At 53.4% G+C, this 21,163-nt stretch carries 20 protein-coding genes; 4 read left to right on the top strand and 16 right to left on the bottom strand.

Annotated elements, in window-relative coordinates; all coding sequences use genetic code 11:
* Positions 1–122: 122 nt before the first annotated feature.
* From E5K02_RS21925 to E5K02_RS21850, 16 genes are all read right to left on the bottom strand, one after another.
* Positions 123–368, bottom strand: a complete 246-nt coding sequence (locus E5K02_RS21925) for a hypothetical protein (RefSeq protein ID WP_135397991.1) — start codon at positions 366–368, stop codon at positions 123–125.
* A 41-nt stretch (positions 369–409) separates the two neighbouring features.
* Positions 410–964 (bottom strand): DUF420 domain-containing protein, encoded by a 555-nt coding sequence (locus E5K02_RS21920; protein ID WP_135397989.1) that lies wholly within the window; start codon positions 962–964, stop codon positions 410–412.
* Complete coding sequence (locus tag E5K02_RS21915; protein WP_135397987.1) at positions 939–1,613, bottom strand: SCO family protein; 675 nt, start codon at positions 1,611–1,613, stop codon at positions 939–941. Before E5K02_RS21915 ends, E5K02_RS21920 begins: the two co-directional genes overlap by 26 nt.
* A 4-nt stretch (positions 1,614–1,617) precedes the next feature.
* Positions 1,618–1,959: a cytochrome C oxidase subunit IV family protein gene (locus tag E5K02_RS21910; protein ID WP_135397985.1), complete on the bottom strand. Its 342-nt coding sequence runs from the start codon at positions 1,957–1,959 to the stop codon at positions 1,618–1,620.
* Positions 1,960–2,006: 47 nt separating this feature from the next.
* Complete coding sequence (locus E5K02_RS21905; RefSeq protein WP_135397983.1) at positions 2,007–2,780, bottom strand: cytochrome c oxidase subunit 3; 774 nt, start codon at positions 2,778–2,780, stop codon at positions 2,007–2,009.
* Between the two features lie 22 nt (positions 2,781–2,802).
* Positions 2,803–3,390, bottom strand: a complete 588-nt coding sequence (locus tag E5K02_RS21900; protein WP_135397981.1) for a cytochrome c oxidase subunit 3 — start codon at positions 3,388–3,390, stop codon at positions 2,803–2,805.
* A 9-nt stretch (positions 3,391–3,399) separates the two neighbouring features.
* On the bottom strand, positions 3,400–4,251 hold the full coding sequence (gene cyoE / locus E5K02_RS21895; protein WP_135397979.1) for a heme o synthase: 852 nt from the start codon (positions 4,249–4,251) through the stop codon (positions 3,400–3,402).
* 51 nt (positions 4,252–4,302) lie between these two features.
* Entirely contained in the window at positions 4,303–5,382 is a 1,080-nt protein-coding gene (locus E5K02_RS21890; RefSeq protein ID WP_135397977.1) for a COX15/CtaA family protein, read from the bottom strand.
* 171 nt (positions 5,383–5,553) lie between these two features.
* On the bottom strand, positions 5,554–7,416 hold the full coding sequence (locus tag E5K02_RS21885; protein ID WP_206026004.1) for a cytochrome c oxidase subunit I: 1,863 nt from the start codon (positions 7,414–7,416) through the stop codon (positions 5,554–5,556).
* 26 nt (positions 7,417–7,442) lie between these two features.
* Positions 7,443–8,513 carry a cytochrome c oxidase subunit II gene (locus E5K02_RS21880; protein WP_135397975.1) on the bottom strand — a complete coding sequence of 357 codons (1,071 nt, stop codon included), beginning with the start codon at positions 8,511–8,513 and terminating at the stop codon, positions 7,443–7,445.
* A 93-nt stretch (positions 8,514–8,606) separates the two neighbouring features.
* Positions 8,607–9,938, bottom strand: coding sequence for a quinol:cytochrome C oxidoreductase (locus tag E5K02_RS21875; RefSeq protein ID WP_240737398.1), 1,332 nt, complete (start codon positions 9,936–9,938; stop codon positions 8,607–8,609).
* Between the two features lie 2 nt (positions 9,939–9,940).
* Positions 9,941–10,663, bottom strand: a complete 723-nt coding sequence (locus tag E5K02_RS21870) for a c-type cytochrome (RefSeq protein ID WP_135397973.1) — start codon at positions 10,661–10,663, stop codon at positions 9,941–9,943.
* Positions 10,663–11,187, bottom strand: a complete 525-nt coding sequence (locus E5K02_RS21865; RefSeq protein WP_100338892.1) for a DUF3341 domain-containing protein — start codon at positions 11,185–11,187, stop codon at positions 10,663–10,665. The genes E5K02_RS21870 and E5K02_RS21865 overlap by 1 nt, the downstream gene beginning before the upstream one ends.
* Complete coding sequence (gene nrfD, locus E5K02_RS21860; RefSeq protein ID WP_240737397.1) at positions 11,180–12,637, bottom strand: NrfD/PsrC family molybdoenzyme membrane anchor subunit; 1,458 nt, start codon at positions 12,635–12,637, stop codon at positions 11,180–11,182. The genes E5K02_RS21865 and nrfD overlap by 8 nt, the downstream gene beginning before the upstream one ends.
* 109 nt (positions 12,638–12,746) lie before the next feature.
* Positions 12,747–15,776, bottom strand: a complete 3,030-nt coding sequence (locus E5K02_RS21855) for a TAT-variant-translocated molybdopterin oxidoreductase (protein ID WP_135397971.1) — start codon at positions 15,774–15,776, stop codon at positions 12,747–12,749.
* Between the two features lie 156 nt (positions 15,777–15,932).
* Entirely contained in the window at positions 15,933–17,291 is a 1,359-nt protein-coding gene (locus tag E5K02_RS21850) for a c-type cytochrome (protein ID WP_135397970.1), read from the bottom strand.
* Between the two features lie 382 nt (positions 17,292–17,673).
* Between E5K02_RS21850 and rpsF the strand changes: the two genes are divergently transcribed.
* The 4 genes from rpsF to E5K02_RS21830 all read left to right on the top strand — a co-directional run bounded on the left by rpsF (position 17,674) and on the right by E5K02_RS21830 (position 21,140).
* The gene (gene rpsF / locus E5K02_RS21845; protein WP_135397968.1) at positions 17,674–18,051 is read left to right on the top strand and encodes a 30S ribosomal protein S6; all 378 of its coding nucleotides are present in this window, start codon (positions 17,674–17,676) and stop codon (positions 18,049–18,051) included.
* 4 nt (positions 18,052–18,055) lie between these two features.
* Positions 18,056–18,307 carry a 30S ribosomal protein S18 gene (rpsR, locus tag E5K02_RS21840; protein WP_100338887.1) on the top strand — a complete coding sequence of 84 codons (252 nt, stop codon included), beginning with the start codon at positions 18,056–18,058 and terminating at the stop codon, positions 18,305–18,307.
* A gap of 21 nt (positions 18,308–18,328) precedes the next feature.
* Positions 18,329–18,772, top strand: coding sequence for a 50S ribosomal protein L9 (rplI, locus tag E5K02_RS21835; RefSeq protein ID WP_135397966.1), 444 nt, complete (start codon positions 18,329–18,331; stop codon positions 18,770–18,772).
* A gap of 304 nt (positions 18,773–19,076) precedes the next feature.
* Positions 19,077–21,140: a GSCFA domain-containing protein gene (locus E5K02_RS21830; protein WP_135397964.1), complete on the top strand. Its 2,064-nt coding sequence runs from the start codon at positions 19,077–19,079 to the stop codon at positions 21,138–21,140.
* Positions 21,141–21,163: the final 23 nt, after the last annotated feature.

The following is a 21,163-nucleotide window of genomic DNA, read 5'->3' as shown; positions in this document are numbered from 1 at the left end:
CTACTTCACGCGGCTAACCTACCTAGCCAGGTTTAGCGCCAGGTATTTACACAAAGGTCCGCGGTGGCACCGCGGACACTTCAGCTTCCATAAGGCCCAACTCGTTAAGGAGGGTTCGGGTATTACTTTTTCTTGTGGCTGTTGCGGTACCAGAAATACCCTACCGTACCAATGAGCAGGTAGGGTATAGTCATCAGGTACACAATGCCTTTATTGAGCCCGGAAGTATCGTACGCATCTTTTTCGGTGCGCGCCGCCTCTACCTGGGTTTTACACATAGTGCACTGCGCTTGGGTCGCCAACGGAGCCAAGCTCAGTAAAACAGCCACAAACAGGGCAAAAAAACCAACTCCTACAGTCTTTTTCATCTCTTTACTAACCAAATGGATAAGGAAAAGTTTCCCAGAGCTTAGGTGTAGTAGGGTGAAATCATGAAGTAGACGATTACCCCCGTAACCGATACATACAGCCAGATTGGAAAGGTCCAGCGGGCAATACGGCGGTGCTTGGCAAACTGGTCGGTTAAGGCAAAGTACAGCGTGAACAAAACTAGCCCTACCGTTACGGCTGCCAGCACAATGTGGGTTAGCAGCACGAAGTAGTACACCGTTCTGATCAGGCCTTCTCCCCCAAACTTGGTAGAAGGTACCTGAGAATGATAGACCACGTAAGAAACCAGAAACAAGGAGCCTAACAGGAAAGCCGTGCCCATCATGGCGCGGTGGCGCAGGACCTGCTTGTTCCGGATAAAGTAGTAGCCCAACACCAGGCACAGGGCTGTGAGGGAGTTGAGCACGGCATTCAGCGCGGGCAGAAACTTTACCTGGGCTCCGGGAATCCGAAATGTCTCGGGGAAATAATGCAGAATGGCTACCAGCAACGGCACTACCGCTGCCAGAATAATCATAGTCGTTTTAATCTTGGCGTTGTTGCCAGGATTAGCGACTGGACTTGTCGTGGTCATAGTTGTACAGCAGAATGCTGATTTCGGTGATGAGGCGCTCTACTTCTTTCGCCTTGGTTCCATCGTAAATGCCCCGTACCCGCTTGTCCCGATCTACCAGATACAGGTTCTGGCTGTGCACGATACCGGGAGCCGCACCCGAGGGAGCCTCTAAGCGAAATTCCTGAGTAGCTAACCGGTATAGCTCAGCTTTGTTGCCGGTCAGAAAGAACCACTTCCCAGCAATAGCGCCATACCGCTCTGCATAGCGGGCCAGCACCGCCACCGAGTCATGCTCGGGGTCGACAGTATACGAAACCAGCTTTACGCGAGGGTCCTTACGAAACTTTTCTTGCACCCGCATCAATTGGCTGTTCATGCGGGGGCAGGCCCCAGGGCAGGTGGTAAAGAAGAAGTTGGCCACATACACCCCTCCATTCAGGTCCTGCTGGGTTACTAGTCGGCCTGATTGGGATGGTAGTCGGAAATCACCTAGGGTATGGAAAACAGTATCGCGCTGCCACTCCCCACCAACCTGGGTCGAGTCGACACGGTCGGGCAAGTAAGTTGGCAGCGCGAAACGGTTGGTACCGAAGGTTTTGAGAAACAAAAACGCCAGTACCGGCAAAAGCAGAATAAGGCCCAGAATGAGGGTTTGCTTGGGCCGCATTGAATTATTTAAAGGCGTTGTAAATCGCCTCGCCAATAGCGGATCCCTCGGTAATCAGGGCGACCATCAACCAGATCAACAGGGCCATGGGCACCAAAATCGACCAGATCAGGCCTTTGGTTTCATGCTTCAAGTGCATGAACTCAGCTACAATAAAGAAAGCTTTGAAAATGGTCAGCACAATCAGAATCGAATTCCGAAAGGTGCTGGGGTCCATTACGAAGGTGACAAGGAATTCCAGAGCAGTTACGCCTACCAGGACAAAGAAGGTTTTCCAGATCCAGCCCGTTACGGGGCGCGGAATCTCACCGGTTGGCTGGGTGTGGTCAGTTGCGTGATGAGCCATATGACTAGAGAATTAAAAGCGAAGGAAACGACTAAGCTGGTTTCGTCTTAAACGAGGTAGAAGAAGGTAAATACGAATACCCACACCAAGTCTACGAAGTGCCAGTACAAACCGATTTTCTCTACCATTTCATAGTGGCCACGCTTCTCAAACGTCCCGTTGGTGGTAGCAATGAAAGCCCAAGTCAGTAGCACCAGGCCGCTGAATACGTGGGTGCCGTGGAAACCGGTGATGAAGAAGAACAAATCGGCGAATAGTACGGGGCCGTACTGGTTCATTTGCAGGTTAGCACCGTGGAAAATCGTGCCGTCCAGCATCTTGGTGCCTTCTTCCGTGCCACCAATAAAGTGGCTCCACTCCCACGCCTGGCAGCTTACGAACGTAGCACCGAAGAGCAGGGTCCACAACAGCCATTTCTGCACATCAGCCTTGTCCATTCGGTGACCAGCTTCTACGGCCAGTACCATCGTCACGGAGCTGAAGATCAGAATCATGGTCATCAACGCCACGAAGGCCAGCGGCAAATCCATGCCGTGCAGGCCGGGGAAAGAGTTGAATACCTTGTCGGGGATAGGCCAGTAAGCCGTCGAGAACACAAAGTCTTTGTGGTCGCCGGTAAAGGCTAGGTGGCGGTGGCGCATCAACCCGTAGGTTGTCAGGAAGGCGGCAAACGTGAAGGCATCCGACAGCAGGAAGAACCACATCATCAGCTTGCCATAGCTAGCCTTGAAGGGTTCGTTGCCGCCATCCCAGGTCCCGGAACGGGGCCGCTCGATGGAGGCGTTGTTGTGAAGCGTCTGCGTCGTGGAGGTGGTGGACATAACGAGCGAAGTAAAAACGAAATCAGTGGTTCAAAAGTAGGAACAAATACAGGTACAACCAAAGCGCGCCGAGGAAGTGCCAGTAGATAGTGGCATTGCCAATGGAGAGCATTTGGCGAGAATGTACCTGATAGTTCAGGCTTTTACGCAATACGATGAGTAGAAAGATCAGGCCTGTAATTAGGTGAAAACCGTGCACCCCGGTGAGCACATACAGGAAAGAACCCGATGGATTAGCATCAACGCCACCAAAAAAGATTTTGTTGTCTACCAAATCTCCCCAAACATTCCACTGCCCTACCAGGAAAACTACACCGAGTGCAAAGGTCAGGAACAGACCGATTTGCGCACGTCTCACTTCGTCCTTACGCGCCGAAAAGTAAGCCCACTGCATGGTGGCGCTGCTGAGCAGGATAAGAACAGTCGTGTAGAGCAGCCCGGCGGGTAAGTCAAACTCCAACCAGTTGCCTTCCTCACGCCGCACAATGTAGGCGCTGGTATAGGCCGCAAAAATCATGGTGATGCTGATCATCATCAGCCACAGCAGCAGGCGCTTGGGGTGAGTCCCGGTCCCGGCTTCTTTGTCTTGCAATATTTCGGAAGTTGCCATCCTGAAACGTTAAATTTTGTCGAAAACCAGCGCAATCTGCACGATCGGCAGGTACAGAAATGACCCGAACATGATGCTCATGGCCGCTTTCTTAGAGCAGGTCCGCATCAGGTAGAAGGTCTGCATGAGAAATAGTACCCCGCAGATGACGGCTATCAGCGCCGATGTTTTACCGGCCATGCCCAGCTGCAAGGGCAGCAAGCTCAGCGGAATCAGCAGCAGCGTATAGGTCATAATCTGGAAGGCCGTCCGCAAATCTTTACCACCTGGGGTGGGCAGCATTTTGAAGCCGGCCTTCTTGTAGTCCTCATCTAAAACCCAGGCTATGGCCCAAAAGTGCGGAAACTGCCACATGAATTGAATACCAAACAGCACCCAGGCCTCGGTACCCAAAAATCCCGTAGCCGCCACCCAGCCCAGCAGGGGCGGCATACCACCAGGAATAGCTCCTACGGCTACGCAGATAGGAGAAATCGTCTTCAGCGGCGTGTAAACAAAGCCGTATAAGATGAGCGACAGTAAGGAAAGTGCGGCGGCTAGGGTGTTAAAAAAGTACCCGAGAATGAATAAACCCGCCACCCCGATAATAATGGCAAAAACCCAAGCCTCAGCGGGACTCAAAATGCCCTTGGGCAAAGGTCTTTTGGCCGTGCGCTTCATGAGCTTGTCAAGCTCAATTTCGTGGATCTGGTTGATGGTATTGGCCGAGCCAGTAACCAGCAGACCACCTAGCAGCACAAGTAATGCCCGCCCCCAGTCAAATTCCTGCGCGCCGAGCAAATAGCCGATGGCACTGGAAAAGGCCACTGTTAATGCCAGCCGGAATTTGAGTAACTGGAAATAGGCCTTGGCTTTCGTCATTCTTACGCAATCAAAACTCCCGCCAGATCAGCCTCAAACGGGGCCGCAAAGTTACGCAACAACGCCCGGATAAGCGGCCTGCCGTTGCAATTTCGTTGCCCGACTATATAAAACGATGGTCAAAAACTGGGTTCCAAACAAAACCGTAGCCAACGTCAGGTGAATAGGCTGTACGGCGGCCGGTAGCGCAAAATAGGCCAGCACAATGCCCGCCAGGATTTCCAGACTGATAACCCCCATATTAACCAGAGCCATGCTACGTAGCCGCCCTACTGATATAGAGTACAATTGGTACGCCACGTAAGCATTCAACAGCAGCAGCACCGCCGAAAAGGTGCGGTGAAATTTAAACACAGCGCCTAACTGCTCTATCCAACCAACCCGATTGAGGTAATTAGCGGCAAAGGCTACTATATCTACTTCCTCCCGCACCTGCGTGCCCAACACAATTTGCACAAAGGTCAGTAGCGTAATCAACCATAGCCACGGAGTTAGCCTTGGTTGTAGTGACACCATTTCTACATTCGCATTCTCACGCTGGGAGCGAATAACGGCGTAAATGAGCATGGCTACGATAACCAAAGCCAAGCCCATATGAATGGTTACCATAATCGGCAGCAGGTTGGTCGACACCACGAGTGAGCCCAGATACCCTTGTACCCCCGTTAGCAGAAATGAGGAAAAGGCCAACCAAAATACTGCTCGGTCGCGCTGCCAATACGGCAAGGCGAATAGCACCGTCAGAAAGACAAAAACGCCTATAAGTGCCCCCACCAGTCGATTTACATACTCAATCCAGGTCTTGGTGACATTGAAGTCAGTTTCAATGTACTGAGTGGGGTGAGCAAAAATTTCACTGGCCACCTGCTTAAACCCAAACCGTTGCAGTGTCTTAGCCAGTTTCTGATTCTTAGCTACCCGTTGAGCAGTATAAATTTCCTTGTAATTGGCCGGTAACTGGCTTGCCTGAGTTGGAGGAATCCAAGTCCCAAAACACTTCGGCCAGTCGGGGCACCCCATGCCGGAGCCGGTACTACGCACTATTCCGCCTACCATGATGAGCACGTATACTGCCACGACAGTCACGATGCCAATGAATCGAAAACGGCGCACAAATGCAGGTACTATCATACTTGTTAGTGATGCTCTTACGCTGTTTTATAAACAACCAAAGCGTAGGTTTGATTACAGCAAAACGGGGAAATCCTACCGGTGATGCCGGTACCGGATTCCCCCGTTTGTGGGTAAATAAAAACGGGCCGCCGTGAGTACAGCGGCCCGTTTTACTTGGCGTCTAGAAGACTATTCTGCCGTGTCCCGCTCGTACGGCAGGTTCGAAGACTGGGTCTTCGAATAAGGCACGTTCTGCGGAATGAAGTCCTCGGCGGCACCGGGCTTGCTATAGTCATAAGGCCAACGATAGACAGCAGGAATTTCGCCGGGCCAGTTGCCGTGACCGGGTACTACTGGCGTAGTCCACTCCAGCGTCGTCGAGTTCCAGGGGTTCTCGGTAGCACGACGGCCGCGGAAGATGCTGTAGAAGAAGTTGAAGATGAAGACAAACTGACCAAAGAAGGCCAGAATAGCAGCAGCCGAAATAAACTTGTTCAGGTCAGCAAACTGGCTGAATGAGTCAAAACCAGTCCAGGCGTAGTAACGACGGGGGAAGCCGGCAATACCAACGTAGTGCATCGGCATGAACACGAGGTATACCCCAATGAAAGTCAGCCAGAAATGGATGTAGCCCAGTTTCTCGTCGAGCATCCGACCGAACATTTTGGGGAACCAGTGATATACACCGGCAAATAGGCCGAAGAAAGCCGACGAACCCATTACCAAGTGGAAGTGAGCTACCACGAAGTACGTGTTGTGCATCTGAATGTCGATGGCAGCATTACCCAGGATAATACCGGTCAGACCACCCGAGATGAACAGCGAAACGAAGCCAATCGAGAACAGCATAGCCGTGGTGAAGCGGATGTTACCGCGCCACAGCGTAGCCAGCCAGTTAAAGGTCTTCACCGCCGACGGCACAGCAATGATCAGCGTCAGGAACATGAACACCGAACCGAGGAAGGGGTTCATGCCGGTTACGAACATGTGGTGAGCCCACACAACGAATGACAACAGCGAGATGCCCAACAGCGAACCAATCATAGCGCGATAACCGAAGATCGGCTTACGAGCATTGGTAGCCAGAATCTCCGACACCATACCCATGGCGGGCATAATAACGATATACACTTCGGGGTGACCCAGGAACCAGAACAAGTGCTGGAACAGAATGGGGCTACCACCTTGGTGGTTCAGAGCCTGGCCGGCAATATAAATATCCGACAGGAAGAACGAGGTACCGAACGAGCGGTCAAAGATCAGCAGCAGAGCAGCCGAGAACAGAACTGGAAACGAGAGCAGGCCCAGAATAGCCGTCAGGAAGAAAGCCCAAATGGTCAGGGGCAGCTTCGACATCGACATGCCGCGGGTACGCAGGTTAATTACGGTAGTAATGTAGTTAACACCACCCAAGAGCTGCGATACAATGAACAGTGCCATCGATACCAACCAGAGGGTCATACCCATACCCGAACCAGGAATGGCTTGGGGCAGAGCGCTCAGCGGCGGATAGATCGTCCAGCCGGCAGCGGCAGGACCAGTCTCGATGAAGAGCGAGGTGAACATGATAATGCTCGACAGGAAGAAGAACCAGTACGAGAGCATGTTCATGAAGCCCGAAGCCATGTCGCGGGCACCTACCTGCAGCGGAATCAGGAAGTTGGAGAACGTCCCCGAGAGGCCAGCCGTCAGCACGAAGAATACCATGATGGTACCGTGCATCGTCACCAAAGCCAGATAAAACTCGGGGTTCAGCTTACCAGCCTCAATCCACTTCCCCAGGAAAGGCGAGAGCCATTCAAAGGTCGACTCGGGCCAGCCGAGTTGCAGACGGAACAAGCTGGAGAGCGTACCACCGATGATTGCCCAGAAGATACCTGTAATCAGGAATTGCTTGGCAATGACCTTATGGTCCTGACTGAAGACGTACTTGAACAGCCAGTGCTGATCATGGTGTTCGTCGTGGTGCAGGTGCTCGTCGTGCGTGGTGCTTGGCTCGGTTACCCCGATGCCACCCTGCACTTGCGAGTGAGTAGGAAGATTAGCAGCCATAGAAGAGAGCGTGCGTTAAATAAGAATTAGAGCGAGGCCTTGGCAGCCGGAGTAACAACAGCTGCGGCAGCTGAAGCGTTTTCCTTTTCTCCCAATTTGTCCGATTTCTGCTTGAAATTAGCCAGAACATCAGGGTTCTGCTCCGAGAAAGACTTTTGCTGGGCAAACCAAGCCACGTAATCGTCAGGCTCGTCCACAATGATGTTCAGCTTCATGGCAAAGTGGCCACGACCGCAGATCTGGTTACAAGCCAATTCGTAGTTGAACTTAGGATTACCAAGCTCAGCACGCATTTCATCAGTAGTTTTGGTTGGGGTAAACCAAAACTTGGTGGGCATACCGGGCACAGCGTACATCTGCACGCGGAAGTGCGGCATGTAAACAGCGTGCAATACGTCGCGCGAGCGAATCTTCAGCAACACCGGGTGACCTTTGGGAACGTGAATCTCACCGGCCACGAAGTCGTCTAACCCGCTCTTATCGCTCAAGTCAAAGCCGAATTCGTTGGTAGCATCAATCAGACGGTAATTCACTACGCCCAGCTTCTGGTCGCGGCCGGGGTAGCGCACAAGCCAGTTGAACTGCTTCCCCATTACTTCTAGTACTACCGAGTCCTTAGGAGCGGGGCCGGTAATCTTGGTCCACTCTTTCCAACCAGCGAATACCAGACCAGCCATGACGATAGCCGGAATCACTGTCCAAATGATTTCAATCTTGTTGTTATGGGGGAAGAAGTAAGCGCGACGACCTTCCTTATGCTGATACTTGTAGGAGTACACAAACAACAGGATGTGGGTCAGAACGAACACGATGCCGATGATGATCATCGTCGTCCAGAACAGGCGCTCCATCTCATGGCCATGAACCGACGCAATGGGCGGATTCATTTTGCCATAGTTTTCAATAAAGGAGTAAGCAAATGCCGCCCCACCGATTATCATAAAAATGATAAAAAGGATGGCGTTGACGCGGTTACTCGTGCCAATCTCGCGCGTGGAGCTGCCCGAGAAAATGGAAGTCAGTATCTGGATGCGGAACAGCAGGCCGAATACGACCAGCAGCAGCACGAGTACCAGAAGAATACCAAGAGCAATCATTAGTTGAGTGAAGAGGTGAGAGTTGAGAGGTTAGAAGTGAGATTTCGTTACACAATCAAGTCTAACTTCTCACTTCTCAATACTCATGTCTGATTAAGTCGTGTGGTGCACGCTTTCGTCCAGGAATGGGTGGTTCACCGGTACCAGCGAGGCTTGGGCCAAGCGCTTGGTGAACAACAGAAGATAGCTGCCCAGGAAAATCAGAGCTACACCTATCTCCATGATAAACCCATTATTCTCCTGCATAGTTGCAGGCGTGATCATCAGATAGAAATCTGACCAGTGACCAATCAGGATAGCAATGCTCACAATCTTCAGCATGATCATCTGACGCTTGGCGTCACGACGCATCAGCACCAGGAAGGGAAAAGCGAAGTTGATAACCAGGTTGAAGAAGAAGATCCAGGTATAAGCCCCATTAAAGCCGCCCAGACGCTGGTTGTAATACACTGCTTCTTCAGGTAGGTTAGCGTACCAAATCAGCATAAACTGCGAGAACCATACATAGGTCCAGAAAATGCTGAAGCCAAACATGAACTTACCAAGGTCATGCAGGTGGTTTGCATTCACGAACTTCAAGTAACCAGCCTGTTTCAGGTAAATAGCGGTAAGAGTTGTAACCGCAATACCCGATACCCACCAAGAGGCAAATACATACCAGCCAAACATGGTTGAGAACCAGTGCACGTCGACCGACATCACCCAGTCCCAAGCCGACATTGACGAGGTAACAGCGTACAGCACTAGGAATAGAGCAGCAACATTGATGCTCTTGTGGAAATACTCCGTACCACCGTTCAGGTCTTCAGCCAGGGAGATCTTGCGCAGACGTTCGGAGAAGAACCACCAGATGCCCAAGTACACAACCATGCGGATCAGGTAGAAGGGCATGTTCAAGAACCCGCTCTTGCCTGCAATAATGGCGTCGTAATTTTCTGCTTTAGGATCCATAATGCCGTCGTGCGTCCAGTGGAACAGGTCGTGACGGCCCAGGAAGAAAACGGCGAGGAAAATAACCAGACCGGGCAGCAGCCATACACTCATGGCCTCATTGATGCGCTTAATAACTACTGACCAACCAGCGTAGGCTACGTATTGCAGCGCGACGAAGAATGTACCAATAGCCGACACACCGACGAAGAAAACGTTGTTGTGCCAAAGCGTAACAAAAAGGCGCTTTAGCCACAGGGGGCTGCCTTCGTGATGAGCCGCGCCAGCACCAGCCTCAGGGCCGGCGGCATGCGCAGCTCCATGAGCCGCGCCAGCTGCTTCGTGTCCACCGCCAATGTGCATGGCGGCCATAATTAGTCCTATTGCCAACAGAATAACTCCAGCAACGATAATGCTGATGAAGGTTCTGCGGGTTTTCGGCGCAAGCTCCAGGTATTCAGCCGTGGCGCTTTCGTGATGCGTCAGAGTTGCCATAGTTAGTTCGCCGTTCCGTTTCGAGCCTGGTCGCCTTGACCGGGAGTAGATGAAGCTTTGTCAGCCTGGGCTTCCAAAACTGGGGATTGAGTAGCGCGGTCCGTCATTTCGGTCGAATCGGTGCTAACATTCACCAGCTTAGCCAACCCATCAGGTCCTTCACCACGCTGTAGTACGCGGACGTACATAGCTATTTTCCAACGCTCCTCAGGGTTTACGATAGAACCGTGTGGCATCATACGGCCCTTACCCCACTGGATTACGTGGTAGATATGGGCATCATTCATGGTCTTGTAAGAACCAGCCGAGTAGTTTGGAACCCCCTTGAATTTTTGTCCTACTGGGCCATCCCCTGCTCCTGCTTCTCCGTGACAATGGGAGCAAATACGGGTGTAAAGAACCTTACCTTCTTCCAGGTTGGCTTTCGAGTAAGAGTACGGGTTGCGCAAACGACGTTCGGCAGTTCCTACACTATCCTTCGGTACGTGCGAGTAGTAGTTGAGCTTGCCGCGGGGGACAGTCCCTACTACTGGATTGCGCATATTCAATCCCATCGGATTCACAGTATTAGTATGAATCTGCTTGAGAGGTTCGTAGGCAATAGGCTCGTACATCTGAGGAGCATATTCCAAGCCGGTATCATCAGCCCGATTACAAGCTGTAGCCAGCACCGAGGCAAATACAATAGCCGACGCTTGCAGGCCTAGTTTCAGCGTGTGCGTCATTAGTTCTTAGTCATTTCTTTTTCGTTCACCTCCGAAGCGCCATTCTCACGCAGCAATTTGCTCAGGTTGTTGAGGTCAGTGCTTTCGTTGATTTCGATGGCCATGACGAACTTGTCGTCCGTCGAGCGTACGTCCAGTACTGGAGTTCTCCAGCGCGGGTACAATTTGCTAATCGTGTAGAAGGTAATTACCATACCGTGGCAGGTAAAAAATACCGTCAATTCGAAGGATACTGGAATGAAGGCGGGCAACGCAATGTGTGGCTTACCACCAATAATCATCGGCCAGTCGAAGCCTAGCATATAGATCTGCATCCACAGAGCGAAAGCCAGGCCGCACATGCCGTAGAAGAAAGCGGCAATGGGCAAGCGGGACCGTTCAATACCCAGCGCATCGTCGATGCCGTGGATGGGGAACGGAGTAAACACTTCATAGATCTTTACACCCGCCGCGCGGACGTTTTCAATGGCGTGCATCAGCACGTCTTCGTCGTCGAAGATGCCGAGGGCGAAGCGCTTAGTCATGCTTATTGTAGTTTACCGGAGCGTTGGCAGGTACTCCGTGGGTGGTTGGCTTGTGAATCAGGTCGTGGTGCGGGTCATGACCGGTGTAGGTCGGACCGTTATCCACCGTGTATTTCAGCACGGTCTTCACTTCAGCCATGTTTACCACGGGGAAGAACTTAGCGAAGAGCAGGAACAGCGTGAAGAACAAACCCAGCGTACCCACATAGATACCGATGTCGATAATTGTGGGCGAGAACATCACCCAGCTCGAAGGCAGGTAGTCACGGTGCAACGAGGTCACGATGATTACGAAACGCTCGAACCACATACCGATGTTAACAATGATCGACAGAATGAAGGTCAGCGGAATGCTGTACCGCACGCGACGAATCCACACCAGCTGGGGCGAAATTACGTTGCAAGTCATCATCGACCAGTAAGCCCACCAGTAAGGACCCGTGGCCCGGTTGATGAAGGCATACTGTTCGAACTCTACCTGCGAGTACCAAGCAATGAAGAACTCGGTAATGTAAGCTACCCCTACAATAGAGCCGGTAATCATCATGATTTTATTCATGAGGGCGATGTGCTCCATCGTGATGTAGTCTTCCAGCTTAAATACTACCCGGGTGATGAGCATCAGGGTCAGTACCATGGCGAAGCCCGAGAAGATAGCGCCAGCTACGAAGTAGGGAGGAAAGATAGTGGTATGCCAGCCCGGAACTACCGAGGTTGCAAAGTCCATCGATACAATAGTGTGTACCGAGAGTACCAGCGGGGTCGAAACACCAGCCAGAATCAGCGACACCGTTTCGTAACGGCTCCAGTGCTTGGCCGAACCCGTCCAGCCCATGCTCAGCAGCGAGTAAGCTACTTTAGCAATAGGGCCTTTTGCCCGGTCACGGATGGTAGCAAAGTCGGGTACCAGACCCGTGTACCAGAAAACCAGCGACACGGTGAAGTAGGTCGAGATGGCAAATACGTCCCACAGCAGGGGCGAATTGAAGTTTACCCACAGCGAACCGAAGGTATTTTGCAGCGGGAATACCCAGTAAGCGAGCCACGGGCGGCCCATGTGCAGTACTGGGAACATGGCGGCGCAGATTACGGCGAAGATCGTCATAGCTTCTGCAGCGCGGTTAATAGAACTCCGCCACTTCTGGCGGAACAGCAGGAGTACTGCGGAAATCAGCGTGCCAGCGTGACCAATACCGACCCACCACACGAAGTTGGTGATGTCCCAGGCCCAGCCGACGGTTTTGTTCAGACCCCATTCCCCGATACCATACCACAAGGTGCGGTATACAGAGTACAGGAAGATACCCAGGAAGAAGAGCGCAACGCTCAGGGCGGCCATCCACCGAACATTCGGGGCGGCTTCTACCTGGCGGCACACGTCTTGAGTGACGTCGTGGTACGATTTCCCCCCGGTTACGAGCGGCTCCCGTACAGGCGATACGTGCTGCATAGTTTTAGTTGGTTAGTGGGGGTCTTGGGAACGTAGAGTATCTGTTTATTTCCAACCACCGGTTGGGCATCTCTCCTACTCCACGTCCCTAAGATCCTTGACCCTGTGATTAAGCGTTGCGAACTTCAGTTTCCGTGTTACGGATCTTAGTCAGATACGTGATGTTAGGCTGCACGTTGATAGCATCCAATACGTGGAAGCCACGCTCGCCATCCTCGCGGCGGATGATCTTCGAAATCTGAGATTCCGGGTCCCGCATGTCACCGAATACAATGGCTTGGGTGGGGCACGACTGCGCACAGGCGGTTACCACTTCTCCATCCTTCGGACGACGCTTCTGCTTCTTGGCTTCCAGCTTACCAAGCTGAATACGCTGTACGCAGAACGAGCATTTCTCCATCACACCCCGAGCCCGAACAGTTACGTCGGGGTTCAGTACCATGCGGCCCAGGTCGGTGAACATGTGGCTGTTCACATCCTCGAACTTCTCATTTGAGTAGTACGAGAACCAGTTAAAGCGACGCACTTTGTAGGGGCAGTTGTTAGCGCAGTAACGGGTACCTACGCAGCGGTTGTAGGTCATCTGGTTGAGACCTTCCGAGCTGTGCGTGGTAGCCAGTACGGGGCACACCGTTTCGCAAGGAGCGTGGTTGCAGTGCTGACACAACATTGGCTGGAAAATAACCGACGGGTTCTCCGAGGGGTCTTCCATGGCCGCATACGTGTCCAACTTGCCTTTCTCTGCGAAGTCTTCCTTGCTAGCGTCTGAGCTATAGTAACGGTCGATACGCAGCCAGTGCATTTCCCGACGGTTAATCACTTCTTGTTTACCAACAACGGCAACGTTGTTCTCAACTTGACACCCGATTACGCAAGAGCCGCAACCAATGCAGGAGTTAAGGTCGATGACCATACCCCAGTGGTGGTTCTTGTACTCATAGTCTTGCCAGAGCGAAACCTTGTTAGGTTTCTCTAAGCCTTCCGGCGTGGCAATCTTGTCGTACTCGGTTACCTCTTTGGGGTTCTCAATGTACTTCGCCAGCGTCGACTCCTGCACGACCGGCTTGCGGTCCATGATGGTGTGGTGCGTCTGCGTCTGGGCGATGGGCGACTGAGCACCCGTCTTCTCCAGTGTCACGGTGTTGGCGTAGATGATGCTATTGTCGCGCATCATAGCCATGGGGTACACGTTGGCTCCTACGTTGTCGCCAACTTTACCCGCCATCTTACGACCATAACCAATAGCAATACCTACAGTATCGTTGGCTTGGCCGGGCTGAATCAACACGGGCAATTCGATAGAAACGCCGTTAGCCGTCACTTTCAGCACATCACCCTGCTCCCAGCCGTTTTTCACGGCCATAGCACGCGGAACGGCTACGTAGTTGCCCCAGGTTGCTTTCGAAACCGGGTCGGGCAATTCCTGCAACCAAGGGTTGTTACCTTCCCAGTTGCCGGGGCCTACACCTACTTTTTCGTAGATAGCCAGCTCAACACCCGAGCCTTTCGGTGCAGAGCCGATAGCGGCAACAGCCTGAGCTGCGCTCATAGCCGGAGCTACCGGGGCTACTGGAGCAGGCGACAAAGTACCAAGGGCAACACCGTCGTGTACGGCCTTGTCCCAACCAGCTTGGAAGTTACCGCCGAGCAGACCACGCCAAGAGGCGCGCAAGTAGTTGTAGTAGCTCTGCGGATTGCCGGCCCAGGTTAGTAGGCTGTCTTGCGCCTGACGGGTAGCAAACAGTGGCGAAATAGCGGGCTGAGCCAAGCTCAGGAAACCACGCTTGGGCTCGTAGTCATTCCACGATTCCAAATAGTTGTGGTCAGGGCAGGCATAGTAGCACAACGAGCCGGTTTCATCCAAACGGTCGTTGAGCGAGATGCTCACTGGTACCTTGGCAATACCCGTTTTGACCTTTTCGGCCAGCGGATGGTCGTAAGCGGGGTTGGCGTGATAGAAGATGACAGCTCCTACTGAGCCGGCATTCATATCGTTTATCAAACGCAGCATACGGGCATCGTCGCCCTGACGCAGCATTGAAGGTGCGGTCAGGTCAACGGCTGCGCTGCCGAGCGTCTGGTTGATGGCAGCCACCAGCGTCTGGATAGCTACATCATTCGAACCCGAAACTACTAGGCCACGGTTGCCGGCAGCACGCAGTTCGGCGGCAGCTTTTTTCAGCTGAGCAGAACCAGCAGCGGCACCACCGCCCACTACGGCGTTGTACAAGGCCACGGCAGTAGCACCCATTTCGGAAGGCTTCACTGGCACCCGAACGTCGGCGTTGGAGCCGGTTAGGGTCAGAGCCGTTTCAAACTGGAAGTGACGGTTCATGGTCTTCTTCTCAGCCGAAACCTTACGGTTGGTGATATACTGACTAGCATATTCAACCGGTGACAACCAGGTACCGAGGAAATCAGCGCCTAAGCTCACAATCACAGCAGCCTTGCTGAAATCGTAAGAAGGCAGTACTCCACCATTAGCCCGCAACAATGCTGACTGGGAGTTGGCATCGTACATTACGTGCTCCGTGTTGGGGTAGCGCGCAGCAAACTCAGCAATTACCTTCTTGGTCGTGGGGCTGATGATGGTCGGCGACACGATGGCAATACGACCAGTGGCACCGGCCAGCTTCGTGCGAATTTCCTGGTCGACTTGGTCGGTAGCGGCCTTCTTGCCTTTGATGGCGAAGTGCTGCAAACGGCCTTTGTCGTAGAGGCTCAGCACCGAGGCTTGCGCCCGGGCCGACAAGCCGCCACGCGTGATGGGCGAACCGGGGTTGCCTTCTAGCTTAATCGGACGGCCCTCACGGGTTTTCACCAGCACCGCATTGTAGTCGGTACCATTGAAATAAGTGGAAGCGTAAAAGTTGGCAATACCTGGATCTACCTCTTCGGGCTTGTTGAGGTAAGGAATTGCCTTGCGGACCGGGGTTTCGCAGCTAGCCAGGGTGGCGGCGGCAATACCAAAGCCCATGAGTTTGAGGAAGTCGCGACGCGGGGCTACCGCGGCGTCGGAAGAGCCGTGGGATTCCTTCACCGGCAGGAAGTCGGCAAACTCGCTGAACGCGTTTTTGACAAACTCCGGTGAGCTTTCCAGTTCCTCAATTCCCTTCCAGTACTTAGGCGACTCTTGCATCGTGTTTTTTGGGGACTAGGGTCTTAGGGACTTAGCGACTTGGATTCTGGTCCGGTAAGCCTCTAAGTTGGTATGCGTGTTTTTTAAGAGGAAATAGGTCTTAGGTGCTCCGGAGGTAGCAGTTGCTATGCTCTGGGCACCTAAGACCTAGTTATGCTAGTAGTGGCACTTCGAGCACTCCGTACCGCCGTTCGACGATACCGTGAAAGGAGCACCGCTGTTGGCGGCATCGTGCAGCTTCACGAGGTTCGTGTAGTAGCCGTTGCCCTTCGTGTTGAGCGGAGTCTCGCGGTGGCAGTTGATGCACCAGCCCATCGTCAGTGCCGAGTACTGGTATACTACTTCCATGTTCTGAATCGGACCATGACAGGTCTGGCACTCGATGCCCCCTACCTGGGTGTGCTGCGAGTGGTTGAAGTAAGCCAGGTCAGGCAGGTTATGGATACGAACCCACTGAATCGGCTGCTTCCGCTCGATGGCGCGGTAGATCTTCTTGATTTCGGGCGACTCCGTTTTCACCTGCGAGTGGCAGTTCATACAGATGTTGGCCGAAGGAATGTTAGCGCTCTTGCTCTTATAAACCGACGTGTGGCAATACGAGCAGTTAATCTGGTTTTCGCCAGCGTGCAGCTTGTGCGAAAAGGCAATCGGTTGGGTAGGCTGGTAGCCCTGAGCCAAACCAATGGCCATTACGCCCTGTACCGACTCATATAATACAACCAGCACGAAGAGGCCAACTGCCAGCCCACGTACTACGGGCGACTTGTAGATTTTTGAGAAATCGAAGCGCTGCTCGAGCTGCTCTACGTCGCGACCGTCGAGGTCTTTGCGGCCGCGCAGCACGTCCTTCATGATGTTGGCAATGATAACCAGGGTTACCACCAGCACCAGCAATACAACTACTAATACAATAAGAAGAATGTCGATGGTGCTGTTGCCAGTACCGGCACCGGCGGCAGCGCCACCATCTTGGCCATCAACCTTACCAGCATTCTCGGCAGTTACGCCGCCAGTGGAAGCCTGAGCAGGCTTATCACTTTCCGAAGCAACGTAGGAAACAATCGAGGTAATTTCAGCATCCGAGAGCTGGAAGCTCGGCATCTGCTGTTTCTGGTACTGATTGAAGATCTTTACCGCGTACTCATCGCCGCTGGCGACAACTTTGCTGGAGTTCTTGATCCACGGAATCAACCACGAAATGGGGCGACGCTTGTGGATATCTTTCAGAGCGGGACCTACCACTACCTCATTGATGGCGTGGCACTGGGCGCAGTTCTGGGTGAATAGGGCAGCACCGGCGCTGATAGCGGCGGCATCACCAGTGGTAGCACCCGCAGCGGCAGCTGGGGCGGCGGCGGCAGTAGAGCCGGGCGTCACGCCATCCTTGCTAGCGGCCGGCGCGGTGGCAACCGGGGAAGTTTCAGCTTGCTGTGCCGTGGTAGTACCCACAGCAGCAAATGTCAGAAACAGAGCTAGAAAGAAGTTGGAGAGAGGACGAAGTCGGATGCTATTCATAGCACAATGTGACTGGGAAAAAGAAAGGCAGGGGTACTTCAAGGCCACAAATGTAGGTCGGGAATCGCAGACCACAAACCCGCCTGGGCTAATTTTCGCCCGTTGTGGCTTGCTTAGAATCATTCTAAAAACCGTTGTAATGCATCTCCTTATATTATAGGAATACATTACTCCCGTCTACACTCGAGCTTGTAGCTCCCTCGGATTAATACTACTCCCTTTCCTAACTTATCTTAGCTTCAAAGGTTTGGCTTCGCCTCTACTTCTGCCTCTTAATTTTGCCGACCTGGATATTTTTGCTGAACACCTTGAGTATTACCCCAGATAAATAGTATCTTTGCGCCCTGATTCATTTTTTCATCTAATTTTTTCATCCCGTCTAATGGAAGTAAGAAATTACGAGACGGTCTTCATCCTGACTCCCGTGCTGAACGAGACGCAGGTGCAAGAGACGATCGAGAAGTTCTCGCAGGTGCTTAAGGAAAATAGCGCCGACATTATCCACACCGAAAACTGGGGCCTCAAGAAGCTGGCTTACCCTATCCAGAAGAAGAACACCGGATATTATTTCCTGGTGGAATTCACTGGCTCAGGTAACATCGTTGACGTACTCGAGCTGGCGTTCCGCCGCGACGAGCGTGTCATCCGCTTCCTGACGACTGTACTCGACAAGCACGCCGTGGCTTACAGCCAGCGTCGTCGCAATGGCGAGATGAACCAGCAGAAGGCTAAACAACAATCGGAAGCCGTAGCCCAATAAGACCATGAGCCTAGCCAACGAGAAAATCCACAAGCAGGACACGCGCAAGAAATACTGCCGCTTCAAGAAGAACGGCATTAAGTACGTGGACTACAAAGACCCGAACTTCCTGCTGAAGTTCGTGAACGAGCAGGGCCGCATTCTGCCCCGTCGTATCACCGGTACCAGCCTGAAATTCCAGCGCAAAATTGCTCAGGCCGTGGCCAAAGCCCGTCACCTGGCTCTGATGCCCTACGTAACCGATTCGTTGAAGTAAACCTTTCTTACAGAGACTGACATGGAAGTAATTCTGAAAGACGACGTAAAGAACCTGGGCTACAAGAACGACATCGTTACTGTAAAGCCCGGCTACGGTCGTAACTACCTGCTGCCGCAGGGCCTGGCCATGCTGGCCGATAAGACGAACAAGAAAATCGTTGCCGAGAACGTACGTCAGGCTGCGCACAAAGCCGACAAGATCAAAGGTGACGCGCAGGCCATTGCCGACAAAATCGGTGATGCTGCTTTCGAAATCAAAGCCAAAGTGGGCGAGACCGGCAAGATTTTTGGCCGCGTGACTACCCTGCAGCTGGCCGACGCTTTGAAAGCGAAAGGCGTAGACGTAGACCGCAAGCGTATCTCCTTCGACCAGGAGCCTGCTTCGGCTGGTGAGTACACCGCTACGATCAACCTGCACAAAGAAGTGAAGCACCAGGTGCGCTTCAACGTAGTAGCTGAATAGGCTGCTGCTTCTTCAATAGCAAAAAAGCCTGACTACCGCGGTAGTCAGGCTTTTTTGCTATTGGTTATTCTTCTTTCTGATACTTGAACGGCAGTAGGATTTCCTTGTTTGTTTAAAGCGGAAACGTCTTCTCGGTGAGAGGTGTATACTGTTATCCGTAGATTTAGATGATCCAAGACGCTCAATAGGCCGTACGCTTTCTGGCGTCGTCGGCCTAGTCGTAGGCGACACTGGTTTTGGCTGAAAGAACAGAGTTGAGTAGGTTGCCTGTTCGTTGGCCCTTGTTAGGCCTTATACCTGTAGAATGTTTCGTACTGAATTACCGCTTACGCCGCACCCCCAACAATTGCCGCTCTCGGCCCGAGTGCTTACGGTAGGCTCGTGCTTTTCGGATACCATCGGCAGCCGGTTGGCGGCTACGAAGGTTAAAACCCTGATTAATCCTTTCGGCACTGTTTTCAACCCTGTCTCGGCGTGCCAGCTGCTTCGCGCGGCCGCCGGTGAGGATAAGGATTGGCAGCAACACGTAGTGGAGGCCCGGGGCCGCTGGCAGAGCTATGACCTACACGCCACTGTTGGGGCCGACTCGCCGGTGACGTTGCTGCAGCGCATACAAGGCCTGGTACAGGAAGTTGGTGCCTTTCTGCAGAACACCGATGTTGTAGTACTGACCCTGGGAACGGCCTTTGCCTACCGCTTGCTGGAAACCGACGAGATAGTTAACAACTGCCATAAGGTACCGGCTGAGCGCTTTGAAAAGGTGCTGCTTACCCCCGATGAGATTATCAACGCGGTGGCCGAAACGCATGCGTACCTGCGGCGGACCAACCCGACCTTGCGCTTTATCTTGACGGTAAGCCCCGTGCGGCACGTGAAAGATACGCTGCCCCTGAACTCAGTGAGCAAATCGGTGCTGCGGGTTGCTTGTCACTACTTAAGCGAATTACTGCCGGATGTATCGTATTTCCCGGCTTATGAGCTGTTACTGGATGATTTGCGCGACTACCGCTTCTATGCAGCGGATATGCTGCATCCGTCGGAGGTAGCGGAAAACTACATCTGGGAACGGTTTACCCGCACATACTTTGACCCGGGTTTCGGCCGCTTCCGCAGAGAGTGGGAATCGGTGCGCCAGGCGCTGGGGCACCGGCCGCTTTACCCCGAAGCACCCGAGCACCGCGAATTTTTGGCAGCCACCCTGGCCCGTGTGCAGCGGTTGGCTGCTCAAGCCGATGTCCGCTCCGAAATTCAGGAGCTGGAGCGGCAACTGGCTGCTTTGCCCCTACCCCAGCCGAAACCGGAACCGGAACCGGAGCTTGATGACGACGAAGAACGTATTGATATAGGGGAGCCTGATCCCGAGAAGGAGCGCACACCAGTAGAGGTTGCTGCTCCTACCGTGACGCCGGCAACTGCCGTAACGGTGACCAGCCCGGTTGAGGAAGCTGCCCAAGAAGAAGACCAGTACGAAGCAGAAGACGATGAAGAGGGCGAAACGGCTTTAGAAGCCTCGGCAGCTTTACCTAAAAAGAAGCGGCGCAGCCGGGGCGGGGCCAAGCGCACTGCTCGTAAGCGGGCAGCGCAGCTGCAGGCTCAGTTGGCCGCCGAGGCCGCCGCTGGGGCGTCCAACGCGGAAACGGACCTGACTGCTCAACAAGAGCCGGAAGCAACGGTTGCGTTTGAAGCGGAAGTTCCGGAAGAGCCGCAATCCAGCCCCGCTCCTACTCCGGCGGAAGCTCCAGTTGCCGAGGCAGTGCCTGAATCGGTAGCGCCTGAACGAGTTCACGCCGTTGTACAGCCGGCAGAGCAGCCCCTGGCGCCAGTTCTGCCAACCCCGAAACCGAATGTCGACTGGCTGCAGCCTATGGACGAGCCGGAAGAAACGCCGGCCCCGAAGCAACGAAGCCTCAAAGCGGCCCGGGGTAAGAGCACCCGCGTGGAAACCGAGAAGAAGCCTCGGGCTACGAAAGACCGAATCATTACCACCCCTCCCAGCACTTCGCGCAGGAAGCGGCCGGCACTGTATGCTGAACCCACGGAGGCTACCGAACCTACACCAGTAGAGCCGGTGATTCCTCTGGAGGCAGAGCCAAGAAATACGGTACCGACTCCGCCGGTTTCGGCAGACCCGGTGGCAGTAGAAGCTGCTAGCCCAGTAGAAGTGGTGGTGCCCGAGCCGGTAAGTGAGCCAGCACCAGCAGCGGAAAAGAAGCCTCGCAAACCACGCGCGAGGCCCGCTGCCAAGCCGAAAGAGCCCAAGGCCGACGCACCCAAACCCGAAGAGACAGCGCCAGAGGCACCTAAGAAACGCAGCCGGCCGTCGCGCAAGAAACCAGCTGCTACCGACGAAACTCCATCTGCTTCGTAAACTCAAACCCGGCCCCTAAAGCC

The sequence above is a fragment of the Hymenobacter metallicola genome (assembly GCF_004745645.1).
Classification (GTDB): Bacteria; Bacteroidota; Bacteroidia; order Cytophagales; family Hymenobacteraceae; genus Hymenobacter; species Hymenobacter metallicola.
The sequence above is the reverse complement of the archived record's forward strand: the minus strand, read 5'-3'. Positions and strand labels throughout refer to the sequence as shown.

What these genes read in the sequence shown, in the direction of transcription:
- E5K02_RS21850 (WP_135397970.1), bottom strand. Translation starts at nt 17,291, where the DNA reads ATGAATAGCATCCGACTTCGTCCTCTCTCCAACTTCTTTCTAGCTCTG.
- E5K02_RS21885 (WP_206026004.1), bottom strand. Translation starts at nt 7,416, where the DNA reads ATGGCTGCTAATCTTCCTACTCACTCGCAAGTGCAGGGTGGCATCGGG.
- nrfD (WP_240737397.1), bottom strand. Translation starts at nt 12,637, where the DNA reads ATGCAGCACGTATCGCCTGTACGGGAGCCGCTCGTAACCGGGGGGAAA.
- E5K02_RS21855 (WP_135397971.1), bottom strand. Translation starts at nt 15,776, where the DNA reads ATGCAAGAGTCGCCTAAGTACTGGAAGGGAATTGAGGAACTGGAAAGC.
- E5K02_RS21865 (WP_100338892.1), bottom strand. Translation starts at nt 11,187, where the DNA reads ATGACTAAGCGCTTCGCCCTCGGCATCTTCGACGACGAAGACGTGCTG.
- E5K02_RS21880 (WP_135397975.1), bottom strand. Translation starts at nt 8,513, where the DNA reads ATGATTGCTCTTGGTATTCTTCTGGTACTCGTGCTGCTGCTGGTCGTA.
- cyoE (WP_135397979.1), bottom strand. Translation starts at nt 4,251, where the DNA reads ATGACGAAAGCCAAGGCCTATTTCCAGTTACTCAAATTCCGGCTGGCA.
- rplI (WP_135397966.1), top strand. Translation starts at nt 18,329, where the DNA reads ATGGAAGTAATTCTGAAAGACGACGTAAAGAACCTGGGCTACAAGAAC.
- E5K02_RS21905 (WP_135397983.1), bottom strand. Translation starts at nt 2,780, where the DNA reads ATGTCCACCACCTCCACGACGCAGACGCTTCACAACAACGCCTCCATC.
- E5K02_RS21925 (WP_135397991.1), bottom strand. Translation starts at nt 368, where the DNA reads ATGAAAAAGACTGTAGGAGTTGGTTTTTTTGCCCTGTTTGTGGCTGTT.
- E5K02_RS21875 (WP_240737398.1), bottom strand. Translation starts at nt 9,938, where the DNA reads ATGGCAACTCTGACGCATCACGAAAGCGCCACGGCTGAATACCTGGAG.
- rpsF (WP_135397968.1), top strand. Translation starts at nt 17,674, where the DNA reads ATGGAAGTAAGAAATTACGAGACGGTCTTCATCCTGACTCCCGTGCTG.
- E5K02_RS21870 (WP_135397973.1), bottom strand. Translation starts at nt 10,663, where the DNA reads ATGACGCACACGCTGAAACTAGGCCTGCAAGCGTCGGCTATTGTATTT.
- E5K02_RS21910 (WP_135397985.1), bottom strand. Translation starts at nt 1,959, where the DNA reads ATGGCTCATCACGCAACTGACCACACCCAGCCAACCGGTGAGATTCCG.
- rpsR (WP_100338887.1), top strand. Translation starts at nt 18,056, where the DNA reads ATGAGCCTAGCCAACGAGAAAATCCACAAGCAGGACACGCGCAAGAAA.
- E5K02_RS21915 (WP_135397987.1), bottom strand. Translation starts at nt 1,613, where the DNA reads ATGCGGCCCAAGCAAACCCTCATTCTGGGCCTTATTCTGCTTTTGCCG.
- E5K02_RS21900 (WP_135397981.1), bottom strand. Translation starts at nt 3,390, where the DNA reads ATGGCAACTTCCGAAATATTGCAAGACAAAGAAGCCGGGACCGGGACT.
- E5K02_RS21890 (WP_135397977.1), bottom strand. Translation starts at nt 5,382, where the DNA reads ATGATAGTACCTGCATTTGTGCGCCGTTTTCGATTCATTGGCATCGTG.
- E5K02_RS21920 (WP_135397989.1), bottom strand. Translation starts at nt 964, where the DNA reads ATGACCACGACAAGTCCAGTCGCTAATCCTGGCAACAACGCCAAGATT.
- E5K02_RS21830 (WP_135397964.1), top strand. Translation starts at nt 19,077, where the DNA reads ATGTTTCGTACTGAATTACCGCTTACGCCGCACCCCCAACAATTGCCG.